Origin of the sequence: Rhodocaloribacter litoris (assembly GCF_011682235.2) — a bacterium.
Taxonomy (GTDB): Bacteria; Bacteroidota; Rhodothermia; order Rhodothermales; family ISCAR-4553; genus Rhodocaloribacter; species Rhodocaloribacter litoris.
The window spans coordinates 1,520,555-1,533,977 of record NZ_CP076718.1; the positions used below are offsets into that span (position 1 = coordinate 1,520,555).

Annotated in this window: 10 protein-coding genes; 4 read left to right on the forward strand and 6 right to left on the reverse strand. The window is 68.0% G+C overall.

Annotated features, from left to right (window positions below):
* Window positions 1–26 precede the first annotated feature (26 nt).
* From GQ464_RS06275 to GQ464_RS06285, 3 genes are all read left to right on the forward strand, one after another.
* The gene (locus GQ464_RS06275; RefSeq protein WP_166981613.1) at window positions 27–581 is read left to right on the forward strand and encodes a hypothetical protein; all 555 of its coding nucleotides are present in this window, start codon (window positions 27–29) and stop codon (window positions 579–581) included.
* 74 nt (window positions 582–655) lie between these two features.
* Window positions 656–1,645 carry a Vgb family protein gene (locus GQ464_RS06280; protein ID WP_166981610.1) on the forward strand — a complete coding sequence of 330 codons (990 nt, stop codon included), beginning with the start codon at window positions 656–658 and terminating at the stop codon, window positions 1,643–1,645.
* On the forward strand, window positions 1,642–2,217 hold the full coding sequence (locus GQ464_RS06285; protein WP_228350665.1) for a choice-of-anchor V domain-containing protein: 576 nt from the start codon (window positions 1,642–1,644) through the stop codon (window positions 2,215–2,217). Before GQ464_RS06280 ends, GQ464_RS06285 begins: the two co-directional genes overlap by 4 nt.
* Before the next feature lie 21 nt (window positions 2,218–2,238).
* Here the strand turns inward: GQ464_RS06285 and pheA are convergent, their stop codons facing one another.
* The 5 genes from pheA to rodA form a co-directional block, all read right to left on the reverse strand.
* Window positions 2,239–3,075, reverse strand: coding sequence for a prephenate dehydratase (gene pheA, locus GQ464_RS06290; protein ID WP_166981607.1), 837 nt, complete (start codon window positions 3,073–3,075; stop codon window positions 2,239–2,241).
* Between the two features lie 71 nt (window positions 3,076–3,146).
* A complete protein-coding gene (argS, locus tag GQ464_RS06295; RefSeq protein WP_166981604.1) occupies window positions 3,147–4,838 on the reverse strand; it encodes an arginine--tRNA ligase in 1,692 nt (563 codons plus the stop codon).
* A 260-nt stretch (window positions 4,839–5,098) separates the two neighbouring features.
* Window positions 5,099–6,313 (reverse strand): RNA-guided endonuclease InsQ/TnpB family protein, encoded by a 1,215-nt coding sequence (locus GQ464_RS06300; protein ID WP_228350666.1) that lies wholly within the window; start codon window positions 6,311–6,313, stop codon window positions 5,099–5,101.
* 272 nt (window positions 6,314–6,585) lie between these two features.
* Window positions 6,586–8,076 carry a TldD/PmbA family protein gene (locus tag GQ464_RS06305; protein ID WP_228350667.1) on the reverse strand — a complete coding sequence of 497 codons (1,491 nt, stop codon included), beginning with the start codon at window positions 8,074–8,076 and terminating at the stop codon, window positions 6,586–6,588.
* Window positions 8,051–9,310, reverse strand: a complete 1,260-nt coding sequence (gene rodA, locus GQ464_RS06310) for a rod shape-determining protein RodA (protein WP_228350668.1) — start codon at window positions 9,308–9,310, stop codon at window positions 8,051–8,053. The genes GQ464_RS06305 and rodA overlap by 26 nt, the downstream gene beginning before the upstream one ends.
* 364 nt (window positions 9,311–9,674) lie before the next feature.
* Between rodA and GQ464_RS06315 the strand changes: the two genes are divergently transcribed.
* Window positions 9,675–11,084, forward strand: coding sequence for a Gfo/Idh/MocA family protein (locus GQ464_RS06315; RefSeq protein ID WP_166981383.1), 1,410 nt, complete (start codon window positions 9,675–9,677; stop codon window positions 11,082–11,084).
* A gap of 63 nt (window positions 11,085–11,147) precedes the next feature.
* Here the strand turns inward: GQ464_RS06315 and GQ464_RS06320 are convergent, their stop codons facing one another.
* The gene (locus GQ464_RS06320; protein ID WP_228350669.1) at window positions 11,148–13,283 is read right to left on the reverse strand and encodes an outer membrane protein assembly factor BamB family protein; all 2,136 of its coding nucleotides are present in this window, start codon (window positions 13,281–13,283) and stop codon (window positions 11,148–11,150) included.
* Window positions 13,284–13,423 lie beyond the last annotated feature (140 nt).

Sequence of the window (13,423 nt, forward strand, 5' to 3'; positions counted from 1 at the left end):
TCCCCTTCTCCTTCCCCAACGGCTCCATGCACCGACTCCTGCTCACAGCCGGCCTGCTGATGATCCTTGCCCGGCCGGCCGCCACCCACGCCCAGGACAGCACGGCCACGGCCTGGCCCGAAGCCAGTCCCGGAGACGTGGTCTCCATCGACGCGATCCTTGCGGCCGTGTACGACGTCATCTCCGGCCCCGCCGGCGAGGCCCGCGACTGGGACCGCTTCCGCTCCCTGTTCCATCCGGAGGCCCGCCTGATCCCCGTCGCCGTCTCACCCGAAGGAGCGGCACGCCCCATCGTGCTTTCCCCGAACGACTACGCTCAAAACGCCCGGCGCTACTTCGACGAAAACAGCTTCTACGAGACGGAACTCTTCCGCGTGACCGAGCAGTACGGTCATATCGCCCAGGTCTTCTCGACGTACGCCTCGTGGCACCACCCCGACGACCCGGAGCCGTTCGCCCGCGGTATCAACAGCTTCCAGCTCCTCCACGACGGGAACCGCTGGTGGATCCTCAACATTTTCTGGGACAGCGAACGCACGGGCGGCCCCATCCCGGCCAAGTACCTGCCGGCGAACCGCTGAGACGCCGGAGCCCCGCGCCCGTGCCGCGCGCGTCGCTTCGTCCTTTCTCTTGCCAGAACCACCGGAGGAACCCCATGCGATACGCCTTTACCCTGCTCGCCTTGCTGCTGGGCTGGCCCCAGCCCGCCTCCCACCAGGCCGTAGACGACGTGGAGATCACCGAATGGCCGGTGCCCTGGGAAAACTCGCGCCCGCGTGACCCGTACGTGGGACCCGACGGGCGCGTCTGGTTCGTCGGCCAGCGGGCCGACTATGCCGCCTACCTCGATCCCGAAACCGGCGAATTCAAGCGCTACGACCTCGAAGCCGGTGCCGGCCCGCACAACCTGATCGTCGATGACGCAGGGTTCGTGTGGTATGCCGGCAACCAGGCCGCACACATCGGCAAGCTCGACCCCCGCGACGGCAGCATCGTCAAGTATCCCATGCCGGACCCCGCCGCCCGCGACCCGCACACGCTCGTCTTCGACCAACAGGGCGACATCTGGTTCACCGTGCAGGGTGGCAACTTCGTCGGGAAGTTCACGCGGGCGGACGAGCAGGTGCACCTCATCCCGGTTCCCACGCCCCGGGCGCGGCCCTACGGCATCGTCATCGACGGGCAGAACCGGCCCTGGATCGCGCTCTTCGGCACGAACAAGCTGGCCACCGTGGACCCCGCGACGATGACGCTCGAAGAGATCGTGCTGCCGCGTGAGGAAGCGCGCCCCCGCCGTATCGGCGTGACCTCGGACGGCGCCGTGTGGTACGTCGACTATGCCGCAGGACGGCTCGGCCGGTACGATCCGCAGGCGAAAGCGTTCAAAGAGTGGCTCCTGCCCGGCGGCGAAGATGCCCGCCCCTACGGCATGGCCGTCGATGACCGGGACCGCCTGTGGTTCGTCGAGTCGGGGCCGGACCCGAACCGCTTCGTCGGCTTCGACCCGGCCACGGAGGAATTTTTCGCGTCGGCCGAGATCCCGAGCGGCGGCGGCACCGTGCGCCACATGTATTTCCACGCCCCGACCCGCACCGTCTGGTTCGGTGCCGATACCAACACCATCGGCCGGGCCCGCCTGCCATGAGCCCTTCTTCCCGGCGCCGCCCCGGCACGGCCTGGCCGGCGCTCCTTGTGCTGTCCCTGCTCGGGGCCGGGCTGTACGGGTATGCCGATGGTCCACCGCCCGCCCACACCGGCGGCTTCGGCGAGCCGACGTGCTACGCCTGCCACTTCGACGGCCCCGAGACCCCCTCGGCCGGAAGCCTCACCCTCGACGGCCTGCCGGCAGCCTACGAGCCCGGCGCCGGCTACCTGCTGACGGTGACCCTGGCGCACCCCGGCCTGGGCGCGGCCGGCTTCCAGCTCTCGGCCCGCCTGGCCGACGGGCAACCGGCCGGCACCCTCACCCCCGGCAACGCCCGCGTACAAGTCCAGCACGTGGAGGCGACGGGCATGGTCTATGCCGCCCATACGAAAGCAGGCACCGGTCTCACGGCTCCGGACACGGCCCGCTGGACCCTCCGGTGGACGGCTCCCACCGCCGGCGGACCCGTCGTCTTCCACCTGGCCGCCAACGCCGCCAACGGCGACGACTCCGCCTTCGGCGACGTCATCCACACCCGTGCCGACACCACCGCCCCGGCTCCGGGACGGTGAGGGGAACGCCGTCCCCCGGTGCTACGCCGTCGTCTCACCGACCGGGTAGGAGCCGAGCACCTTCACCTCGGCAGCGATCTCGCCGAGGTGGTCGAGGGCGCGGCGCACGCGTTCCTGCGCCAGGGACCCGGCCAGGTCCAGGTAGAAGAGGTACTTGCCCGGATGCCCCACGAGCGGGCGACTCTCGATCTTGAGCAGGTCGATGTCCCGCAGGGCGAAGACGGCCAGGCTTTTGAACAGCCCGCCCGGCACGTTTTCGCGCTGGGCGTAGACGATGGAGGTCTTGCAGGGCACGCCTTCGGGAACGGGCGCATCGGCCTCGCGCGCCAGCGCCAGGAAGCGGGTATAGTTGCGCCGGTTGCTTTCGATGCCCTCGGCCAGCAGGTGCAGGCCATACTCGGCGGCCGCCTGCCGGCTGGCGATGGCCGCCGCATCCCGCCGCCCCTGCGTCGCCACCATCTTTGCCGCTCCGGCGGTGTCGTAGACCGGCACGGCCTCGGCATGAGCCAGGTGGCGGCGCAGGTAGTCGCGGCACTGCCCCAGCGCCTGGGGGTGCGAGAGTACCTGCCGGACGTCGGCAAGCGTGACGCCCGGCAGCGCCATCAGGTTGTGCCGCACCCGCAGGTTGAGCTCGGCCACGATCCGCACGTTGTGTGCCCGCAGGAGGTCGTAGTTGACGTGCACGCTGCCAAAGAGCGAGTTCTCGATGGGGACGACGCCCCGCTCCACACGCCCCGCTTCCACCGCCTCAAAGACATCCTCAAACGCCAGGCACGGCACGACCTCGGCCTCCGGAAACAGCACACACGCCGCCTCCTCACTGAATGCGCCGATCTCTCCCTGAAAGGCAACTTTCATGACCGTCGGGTTCTTGCGTTGCACGTTTCGCGTCGTACGTTCAACGTTTACGTTCAACGTGCAACGCATCCTTACATCCGCTCCGGGGCGGAGATGCCGAGGACGGCCAGGCCGTTGTGGAGGACCAGGCGGGTGGCCCGGGCCAGGTGCATGCGGGCCGTCGCCAGCGCCCGTTCCTCACCGATGATCCGGCAGTGACCGTAGAACTGGGTAAAGGCCACGGCCACGTCGCGGAGGTAGTTGGCCAGGCGGTGCGGCTCCTTCGTCTCGGCCGCACGGCGAATCGCCTCGGGCAGGTCGAACAGCACCTTCATCAGCGCCACCTCGGCCTCGTGCGTGAGCAGGCTCAGGTCGGGCGTGTCGCCAAAGGTGAAGCCCACCTCCTCCGCCTTCCGGAGAATCGAGCAGATACGGGCGTGCGCATACTGGAGGTAGAAGACCGGGTTCTTCTCGCTGGCCTCCCTGGCCAGGTCCAGGTCGAACTCCAGGTGGGTGTTCGGCGAGCGCATCAGGAAGAAGAAGCGGGTCACGTCCTCGCCCACCTCGTCCATCAGCTCATCGAGGGTGACGTAGGTGGCCCGGCGCGTGGACATCTTCACCGGCTCGCCGCCGCGCACGAGCGTGACGAACTGGTAGATGACGACCTCGATGCGGTCGGCGTCGTAGCCGAGCAGGCGCACGGCCGCCACCACGTCCGGGTACGTGGCGATGTGGTCGGCGCCGAAGACGTCGACGATCCGGTCGAAGCCGCGTTCGAGCTTGTTGATGTGGTAGGCGATGTCGGGCAGGCGGTAGGTCGGCTCGCCGGAGGACTTGACCAGGACGGTATCCTGGTCCTTGCCGAGGGCCGTCGTCTTGAACCAGATCGCCCCGTCCTTCTCGTAGACGTAGCCTTTCTCGCGCAGGCGTTCGACCACTTCCCAGACGGCTTCGTTCTCGTAGAGGCTGTGCTCGTTGAAGAACGTGTCCATCCGGATCTTGAGGCGCCGCAGGGTCTGCTCGATGTCGGCGAAGATGGCTTCCTCGGCGGCACGTTTGAACGGCGTGACGTCTTCCGCCTGTGCCAGGGCGGCCCCGTGCTCCTCGTAGAGTTGCCGGGCGATGTCGACGATGTAGTCGCCCAGATACCCGTCCTCGGGAAACGGCGCGGGCACCTCCACGAAGTCGCCCTCGGCCCGTTTCACCTTTTTGGTGGGCAGGCCGGGATCGACCAGGGCCAGGTAGCGGGCCCGCACGCTCTCGCCGAGGATCCGCATCTGCCGCCCGGCATCGTTGAAGTAGTACTCGCGCGTGACGTCGTAGCCCGTCCATTCGAGCAGGTTGGCGAGGGTATCCCCGAGGACGGCGTTGCGCCCGTGCCCGACGGTCAGGGGGCCGGTGGGGTTGGCGCTGACGAACTCGACGAGTGCCCGCCGGCCCCTGCCGTCGTCGGTGCGGCCATAGGCTTCGCCGGCCTCGAGCAGCGCGGCGAGGCGGTCGGTCAGGTAGGTCGGGGCAAAGCGGAAGTTGAGAAAGCCGGGGCCGGCCACCTCGACGGCGGCGATCCGCCGCGGGTCGAGCCGACCGCGCAGGGCCCCGGCGAGGTCCTCGGCGATCTGGCGGGGCGCCCGGCGGAACGAGCGGGCCAGTTTCAGGGCGACGTTGGTCGCCAGGTCGCCGTGCTCCGGGTTGTTCGGCTTCTCGAATTCGAGCGTGAAGTCTTCCGGGACCTCACCCATCGCGCCGAGCGCGGACCGGATCTCCTGTTCGAGGTAGGATTCCATGTAAAAGGTGAAAGATGTGGAACGTGCGGCACGTGGTACGTGGAACGTTCACCCGTTCAGGGGGAAAGGCGAAAGATAACGGTTCCGTCCCACCCCGAAACGCCCGCCACGAACGTCTCCGGCGAATTCAGCGAAAATATGCTTCCTTCCCCTGGTTCAATGTTCCACGTTGGAACGTTCGAGCCATGGTTTTGACATACTCCCACGGCTAAAGCACGTGGGATTCTGGGATCCCGGCTATTTGGACGCGGAACGCGTCCTCACGAGATAGCCTTCAGCGGCAGCCGTCCCACCCCACCGAGGGGGGTGGTAGACGGTCTTACGTCGCCTACCCCAAGGGAAGATGCCCCTTCCCTGCAAATGTTTACCGCCGCGTTTACATCGCGATCATGCAGACTGCCGCACGAAGCACATACCCATTCCCGATCCGAGAGGCTGAGGGTCTGATTCAAGGCCCCGCAGTCCGAGCAGGTCTTGCTACTGGCGAAGAAGCGGTCCACCTGCAACACGGTCTTGCCACGCTTCTGTGCGACATGCCGAAGAATCGATACGAACTGCCCATAGCCGAGATCACCAACCTTCCTGCCCCACATGGCCTGCATCCCTTTCAGGCAGAGGTCTTCGAGGCAGATCACATCGGCGCCGTCGCAGATCTTGTGGGCCAACTTGAAATGCCAGTCCCGCCGCTGATCTGCGATGCGGCGATGCAGCCTGGCCACGCGGATACGGGCCTTGCGGCGGTTGTTCGAGCCTCGGAGCTTACGGGAGAGACTGCGCTGACGCTTTGCCATCTCCTTAAGGCTCTGCTTGAGAGGCTGTGGGGCTTCGTACCTGTCTCCATCCGAGGTCGTCAGGAACGTCTTGAGTCCGAAATCGAGTCCAACGGCGTGGCCGTCACAGCCTACTGCCGAAGGCGTGACATCGGCAACGACGACGGAGAAGCAAACCCACAGATCCCCGCAGCGGTCACGCTTGATCGTCAGCGTCTTGATCTCGCCCTCAAGCGGACGAGAGAGGACAAACTTGAAATTGTGGCGGCCTACGCGGAGCCGGTTACCTCCGAGGTACTTCCACCCAGCCTGTTTCAAGGTGAACGAGGAGTACCGGTGTCGGCTCTTGAAACCGGGCCGCCCGGCTTTGCGCCCGCGCGTGGACGCGGCGCGATCGGAGCGGCGCCGGACGTGCACACGTCCGGTACGCGCCGCGAAGAAGCGCTGGTAGGCCCTGTCGAGTCGCTGGATTACGTCCTGTACGGCCTGCGATCCGAGCTTCTGCCAGTACGGATTGCGACGGCGAAGTTTAGCGATGTGCTTCATCAGTCGGTTCGCGCCGAGAGGCTTTCCGTACATTCGGTAGTATCGGCGGGTCAGCGCCACGGAGTGATTCCAGATCGAAGCAGCAACCTCAATCTGCTCGATCAGGTGCTTATCCTTCTTGGACGTGTAGAGGCGGTATTTGAGCGTCTTCCTGCACATCGCTTAGCGAGTATCTACATACCTATGCGGCGCGTACACGCCGCTATGTATCTAAAGCTAACACAAGCCAACGACATTGGACGCGTTCCGCGTCCTAGTGTGTCATACTCTGCTGGCGATTTCATCCCACATGGGCTATCTCATGGGGCCGTCCGGCCGCAAGGGCCGTGTAACACGGCCAACGCGGCCCTACACGGCCAACATAGCCCTAAAGCCGTGGGCTTTCATCGCTCCCCACCTCACCCTTAAATCGTAAGCTGAAACAGAGCAACCTACAACCTGGAACGTGAAACGACGGTCATCCCCTCCACGAGCACGGTCGGCATACCGACGGAGACGGGCACCGTCTGCCCGGCCTTTTCGCAGATACCGCGGGCCGTCTCCAGGCGTCCATCCCGGGCGACGCCCCGGATGCCGGTGAGGGCGCCGGCGAGGCGACCTTCGAGACGCACCCCGGCGACCGGATGCGTCAGCCGTCCGGCTTCGATGCGGGTGCCCTCGACGACCTCGAGCGTGTACGTCCCCGTGCCGGGTTGCAGCGTCCCGTGCCCGGCGGTGCGGACGTAGAGCCCGTCCCGCACGCCGGCGATCAGGTCGGCAGGTGTGGCCGCGCCGGGAGCCAGGACGAGGTTGGTCATGCGCGGCAGGGGGGCGTGGCGGTAATCCTGCCGGCGGGCGTGCCCGGTCACGGGCAGGCCGAGCGTTTCGGCGCAGGCCCGGTCGGTCAGCAGGGCACACAGAACGCCGTCCTCGACGAGCACCGTGGGCCGGGTGGGGGTGGCCTCATCGTCGAAGGGGGCCGTGCCGCGCCCGTCCGGCAGCGTAGGATCGTCCAGCAGGGTGAGGCCGGCGCCGGCAACGCGCGCCCCGACCCGGCAGCCGGCTTCCGAAGCCACGTCGGCCTCGAACGCATGCCCGGCGACCTCGTGCAGCCACGCCCCGCCCCAGCCGGCGGCCAGCACCACCGGCACCGGGCCGGGCGGCAGCGGACGGGCTTCCAGCAACACGGCGGCCCGCTCGACCGCCTCGCGGGCCACGGCCTCCGGAGCACGGGTAAAAAAATGGCCGAGCCCGCAGGCACCGCCGGTCATCGCACAGGCCGTCACGGATCGCGTGCCCGTCCCACGGCGACCTGCCGCCAGCGTCACCTCGACGCGCAGCCCCAGCAGCATCGTGGCCGTCGCCGCGGCACGGCCCCACGAGGTATGGACGGCCACACGCCGGGTGCGGTCGTAGTAGGTTGCCCGGGCCCGCACCACCCGCTCGTCGAAGGCGAAGGCGGCCTCGATCGCGGTTTCGAGCAGGATCCGTTTCTCCGGGATGCCGGCCGTCTCCGGGGCATCGGGCGGCAGGCGCGGTGGGAGGACGGCCCGGCCCGTATGGACGGTGGCCCGCGCCTCCCCCCGGGTCCGGCCCGTTCCGAACGTGGCCGCCGCCCGCCCGGCAGCGGCGTGCCACCCCGTCCCGTCCAGGCCCTCCGCCGCCGCATAGCCCATCGCCCGGCCGCGGCGCACACGCACCCCCAGTCCCGCGACGTCGTGCCGTTCGACGCGGGGCGCTCCCAGCCGCAGCGAGCGCCCGCGCAGGCTCCCGTCGAGCGTGATCCGGTGGTACAGGCTCGCCTCGAGGAAAAGATCCGCCTCCGCGCCCCCGGAGCCCAGTGCCGTGCGAAGCAGCACCGGAGCCTGTTCGGCCAGCCGTTCGGCCGCCGCGTGAAAGGCCGTGAGCCGCTCGGTATCAGTATCCGTAGATGGAGAAGTCATCGCGGCGCATGTGCAACGTCAGGGCGATGGCAAACATGGCCGTGTTGGCCAGCAGCGCCGAGCCGCCATAGGAGAGGAACGGCAGCGGGATCCCGATCACCGGCAACAGCCCCGTCGCCATCCCGATGTTGATGAAGATGTGGATCAGATAGACCCCGACGGCCCCGGCCGCCACCATCACCCCGAACGGATGCTTGACCTGCGTGCCGAGCATCACGAGGCGGACCAGGAAGAGGGCGAACAGCGTCAGCACGAGCATGGTGCCGAGGAACCCCCATTCCTCCCCGATGACGCTGAAGATGAAGTCGGTCGACTGTTCCGGGACGTACGCGCCCTGCGTCTGCGTGCCTTCCATGAAGCCCTTGCCCGTCAGCCCGCCCGAGCCGATGGCGGCCTTCGACTGCACCAGGTGAAAGCCCACATTGTCCCGGAATTCCTCCGCCTCCGGGTTCGTGAAGGAGAGGATACGCGCCACCTGATACGGCTGCAGGATCCTCGTCAGGGCCACCGATACCAGGAACAGCGTGCCGCCGGTGAACAGCCCGGCCAGCACCGTGACGTACCGCTCCCGCGTGTGCCAGTACATCCCCAGCGTAAAGAGCACGGCAAAAGCCAGCGCGGCGGGCCAGTACACGACGGCCAGGTAGCCGGCCACCGCCGGCGAGACCATCAGCAGCAGCGTGTGCAGGGGCAGGCCGCTCCAGTAGAGCATCACCGGCACCAGCCCGAAAAAGACGAGCGCCGTGCCCATATCGTTCTGCAGCACGATCAGCAGCGCCGGCAGCACGATCAGGGCCACCGCCAGCATGGCGTAGCGGACGTTGCGCGCGTGCGGGCGCCGGGAGGAAAGCAGTTGTGCCACGGCCAGCACCGTCCCCACCTTCGCCAGCTCGGACACCTGCAACCCGACGGAACCGATGTACAGCCACGACTTCGCCCCGTTGATCTCCCGCCCGAACGCCAGGGCGGCCACCAGCAAAAGCAGGGTGAACGCATAAATGAAATAGGCCGTCTTCTGGAAGAAGCGCACCGGCAACAGCAGGGCGATGCCGATGCCCACCAGGCAGATCGCCGCCCAGAAGAGTTGCCGCTCGAAGTTGCGCCGCACACTCTCGAGCAAAAACTCGGAGGCCGGGCCATGCGTGGTGCTGTAGATCGCCGTCAGCCCCACCGCCACCAGCGCCATCCAGAGCAGGAGCGCCAGATAGTCCAGGTTTCGATACCAGGTGCGCACGGAAAAAGGGTGCGGATTGGGTGATTAAGACAAGCCCCGACGCCGCTTCAAAACGCCGGCGCCGGGGCTTGTTCCTGCCAGCAGCGATCCCGAACCGGCCGCCGCCGAAACGCTCCGGGATTCCGCTCCCCGACCTCGACGGGCGAGGGATTGCCCGGCCGGAGACTGCGCACCACGACCCGCCCGCCCTTCCACCGACAACAGAGGGACCAAAACCACCCCCTGTTTTCGACTTCGTGGAGAAAAAACATTAGATTAATCCATACTTTGGATGGCCCTTCGGAGTCATCCCACCACGCCTGCGCCCGTGTCAACGACCCCACGCGGCGCTTCAGCTTTCCCCCTCATCCATACCCTCAACGTCATGGCCGGCAAACCAACCTCTCGTCGCGATTTCCTGCGCCTGGCCGCCGCCTCCACGGCCGCAGGCGGCCTCGCCCTTCCGTTCCTCAAAGAGGATGCGGATGCCCGGAGCGAACGGCTCCGTCCCCGGGCGGCCCGCCCCGTCCCCCCGAGCGACCGCGTCCGGATCGCCACCATCGGCATGGGCATCATCGGCTTCATCGACACGGACACGGCGCTGGCCGTGCCCGGCGTCGAGTTCGTGGCGGCGGCCGACTGCTACACGGGACGGCTCGACCGGGTCCGGGAAGTCTACGGCCCCTCGGTGACGACCACGCGCGACTACCGGGAGATCCTCGCCCGGGACGACGTCGATGCCGTGCTCATCTGCACACCGGACCACTGGCACGCCCAGATGGCCATCGACGCCCTGGAGGCCGGCAAGGCCGTCTATCTCGAAAAGCCGATGGTGCACAGCCTGGAGGAGGGCCCCCGCGTGATCGAAGCCCAGCGGCGAACCGGCAAGCCGCTCCAGGTCGGCAGCCAGTATGCCAGCTCCCTGCTCTTCGACAAGGCCCGGGAACTGGTGCGCGAAGGGGTCATCGGCGCGGTCAACATGGTCGAAGCCGCCACGAACCGGAACTCGGCCATCGGGGCCTGGCAGTACTCGATCCCGCCCGACGCCTCGCCCGAAACCATCGACTGGGACCGCTTCCTGGGCAAGGCCCCCCGCCACCCCTTCGACCCGAAACGCTTCTTCTGGTGGCGCGGCTACTCGGACTACGGCACGGGCGTGGCCGGCGACCTCTTCGTCCACCTCTTCACCGGCATCCACAAGACGCTCGACAGCCTCGGACCGACCCGCGTGGCCGCCATGGGCGGCCTGCGCTTCTGGAAGGACGGCCGCGACATGCCGGACGTAACGCTCGGCCTGTTCGACTATCCCGAAACCGACACCCATCCCTCTTTCACGGTGGCGCTGCAGTCCAACTTCGCGCACGGGGGCGGCGGTGACTCCTTCTTCCGCTTCATCGGAGACGAAGGCATGATCGCCGTCGAAGACAACCGCCTCGTCGTCTCGAAACGCCCCCGCCGCGAACCCTCGCTCGACGCCATCGTGCGCGGGTACAACTCGGTCCGGACGTTCTCCGAGGCCGTGCAGCAGGCCTTCATCGAACAGTACAGGGCCGAGCACACCACCCGCGAGCGCCCCGAACCTGCGGCCAGCTACGAGTTCCGCGTGCCCGACGGCTACGATAGCCGCTACGACCACTTCGTGTTCTTCTTCGAGTCCGTCCGCGAAGGCCGCCCGGTATACGAGGACGCCGCCTTCGGTTACCGGGCCGCCGCCCCGTCGCTGCTCTCGAACCACAGCTACTGGGAGGAGCGCATCTACCGGTGGGACCCGGTGGCCATGAAGCTGGCAACGTGACACGCCCACGGCTTCGGACACGTGGTGCGTCCGATTGCCCCCTTCAGGCCGCACAGCGGGCCGTCAGTCCGGCAGGGCGAAGGCCACGTAGGCATCGCCGGACTTCGTGCCCATTTTGCCCCCTCCGGCCGCAACGACGACGTACTGCCGGCCTCCGGCCATGTAGGTGGCGGGGGTGGCGTAGCCCCCGGCGGGCAGGTCCGCTTCCCAGAGCAGCGTGCCGGTCCGCTTGTCGAAGGCGCGGATCTTTTCGTCCTTCGTCGCCGCGATGAACACGAGACCGCCGGCGGTGACGACGGGGCCACCATAGTTCTCCGTGCCGGTGGGCGGCAGGCCCCGGGCCGCGAGCGCGGGCACCGCGCCCAGGGGCACCTGCCAGACGATCTCTCCCCGGTTCAGGTCGATGGCGCTCAGCGTGCCCCACGGGGGTTTCACGGCGGGATATCCTTCCGGGGTAAGCCAGCGGTGCCAGCCCGTATGCGCGTAGGGCAGCAGGCCCGCCTCCCGGTGGATGGCGGCCGGGTCGAGGCCGGGCGTCCCGGTCTCGCGGTCGAAGAGGAAGGCCATGAGCGCCGCCATCTGCGCCTCGGACAGATGACGGAATGACGGCATGAAGCCGCTTCCCCGTTCGAGGATACGCCGCACGTCGGCCTCGGAGCGGCGCCGTGCCAGGTCACGTAGCGGCGGAAAGCCGGCATGCCCCTCGCGATCGGCGCCGTGGCAGCCGGCACAGGAGACCGTGTAGAGGTACTTGCCCGCCGAGGTCAGCTCCTGCCCGGCGCGGGGTTCCACGTCCACCATCGTCAGGATCCACGGCATCTCACTCGCATTGACGTAGAGCCATCCCGTTTCCGGGTCGTAGGCGGCACCGCCCCATTCCCCGCCCCCGTCGAAGCCCGGAAAGATCAGCGTCCCCTCGGTACTCGGGGGGGTGAAGAGATGGCCGCGACGGAGCGTGCGAAACCGCTCGCGCAGGGCGGCCCGCCCTTCCGGCGTCGTGAGGTCGTTCAGGTCGTCCTCGGCCAGCGTCTGGCGGACGAAGGGCGGCGGCCTGAGCGGGACCGGCTGCGTCGGCCAGGCCGCCTCACCGCGCAGATCGGACGGAGGGGCCGGGCGCTCCTCGACGGGAAAGAGGGGGGCGCCTGTCTCCCGGTCCAGCACGAAGACGAAGCCCGTCTTCGTGATCTGAGCCACCGCGTCGATGCGCCGCCCGTCCCGCTCGACGGTGACCAGGTTGGGCGGAGCCGGCAGGTCGCGGTCCCAGAGGTCGTGGTGGACCGTCTGGAAGTGCCAGCGGCGTGTGCCGGTGCGGGCGTCGAGGGCGAGGAGGGTGTTGGCGAAGAGGTTCTCACCGTGGCGGTTGCCGCCGTAGAAGTCGTAGGCGGCCGATCCGGTGGGGACGAAGACGAGGCCACGCCGGACGTCCAGGCTCATCCCGGCCCAGGCGTTGGCCCCGCCGACCGTCTTCCAGGCCTCGGGCGGCCACGTCTCATAACCGTACTCGCCGGGGTGCGGGATGGTGTGGAAGATCCAGACCTGCTCGCCGGTCCGCACGTCGTAGGCGCGGATGTGGCCGGGCGCGGTGGCGGGTCCCTCGGAAAGCGACGAGCCGAGAATGAGCAGGTCTTCGAAGACGATGCCCGGCGTACGGGCAGTCACATAGAGGTCCGAGACGTCCCGGCCCAGGCCGGCTTTCAGGTCCACCCGGCCGCCCCGGCCGAAGGTCGTGATCGGGCGCCCGGTGGCGGCGTCGAGGGCATAGAGGGTGGCGCCGGCCACGAACAGGATGCGCCGGTCGTCGCCCGCGGCCCAGTAGGCGACCCCCCGGTTGATGCCCGGTCCTTCCGGCCGGTCACCGCCGGCGAAGGGGTCGAAGGTCCAGAGTTCCGCTCCGGTGGCGGCGTGAAGGGCCAGCACCTTGAGCCTCGGCGAGGTGGCATAGAGCACCGTGTCCACGACGATCGGGTTACACTGCATCTGCGTGCCGTCGTCCGGGCCGGCATCGCCGGTGTGATAGACCCAGGCCACCCGGAGCCGGTCCACGTTGTCCGTGTTGATCTGGTCGAGGGCGGCATACTGGCTGCTCGTGGGATCCCCCAGGTAGGTTTGCCAGGTCGTAAGGGTCTCATCGGGCGGTGCCGTGCAGGCCGGCAACAGGACCAGGATCACCGGGAGCACGATGGCGAAACGCATGGGCATGGCGGTCCCCGTGTGTTGTGTTGCGATGCCGGAGGTCGAACGGATCAAGATAAGCCGGCGGCGAAGAGGAAACGAACGGGACCGGAGACGGCCCCGGCCTGCCCCGCTGACGAGGAGCGCCCCGTGCAACCCCGTTCCAC

Excerpts from the sequence above, each read along its gene's own strand:
- GQ464_RS06275 (WP_166981613.1), top strand. The coding sequence starts at position 27 with ATGCACCGACTCCTGCTCACAGCCGGCCTGCTGATGATCCTTGCCCGG.
- GQ464_RS06280 (WP_166981610.1), top strand. The coding sequence starts at position 656 with ATGCGATACGCCTTTACCCTGCTCGCCTTGCTGCTGGGCTGGCCCCAG.
- GQ464_RS06285 (WP_228350665.1), top strand. The coding sequence starts at position 1,642 with ATGAGCCCTTCTTCCCGGCGCCGCCCCGGCACGGCCTGGCCGGCGCTC.
- pheA (WP_166981607.1), bottom strand. The coding sequence starts at position 3,075 with ATGAAAGTTGCCTTTCAGGGAGAGATCGGCGCATTCAGTGAGGAGGCG.
- argS (WP_166981604.1), bottom strand. The coding sequence starts at position 4,838 with ATGGAATCCTACCTCGAACAGGAGATCCGGTCCGCGCTCGGCGCGATG.
- GQ464_RS06300 (WP_228350666.1), bottom strand. The coding sequence starts at position 6,313 with ATGTGCAGGAAGACGCTCAAATACCGCCTCTACACGTCCAAGAAGGAT.
- GQ464_RS06305 (WP_228350667.1), bottom strand. The coding sequence starts at position 8,076 with ATGACTTCTCCATCTACGGATACTGATACCGAGCGGCTCACGGCCTTT.
- GQ464_RS06315 (WP_166981383.1), top strand. The coding sequence starts at position 9,675 with ATGGCCGGCAAACCAACCTCTCGTCGCGATTTCCTGCGCCTGGCCGCC.
- GQ464_RS06320 (WP_228350669.1), bottom strand. The coding sequence starts at position 13,283 with ATGCCCATGCGTTTCGCCATCGTGCTCCCGGTGATCCTGGTCCTGTTG.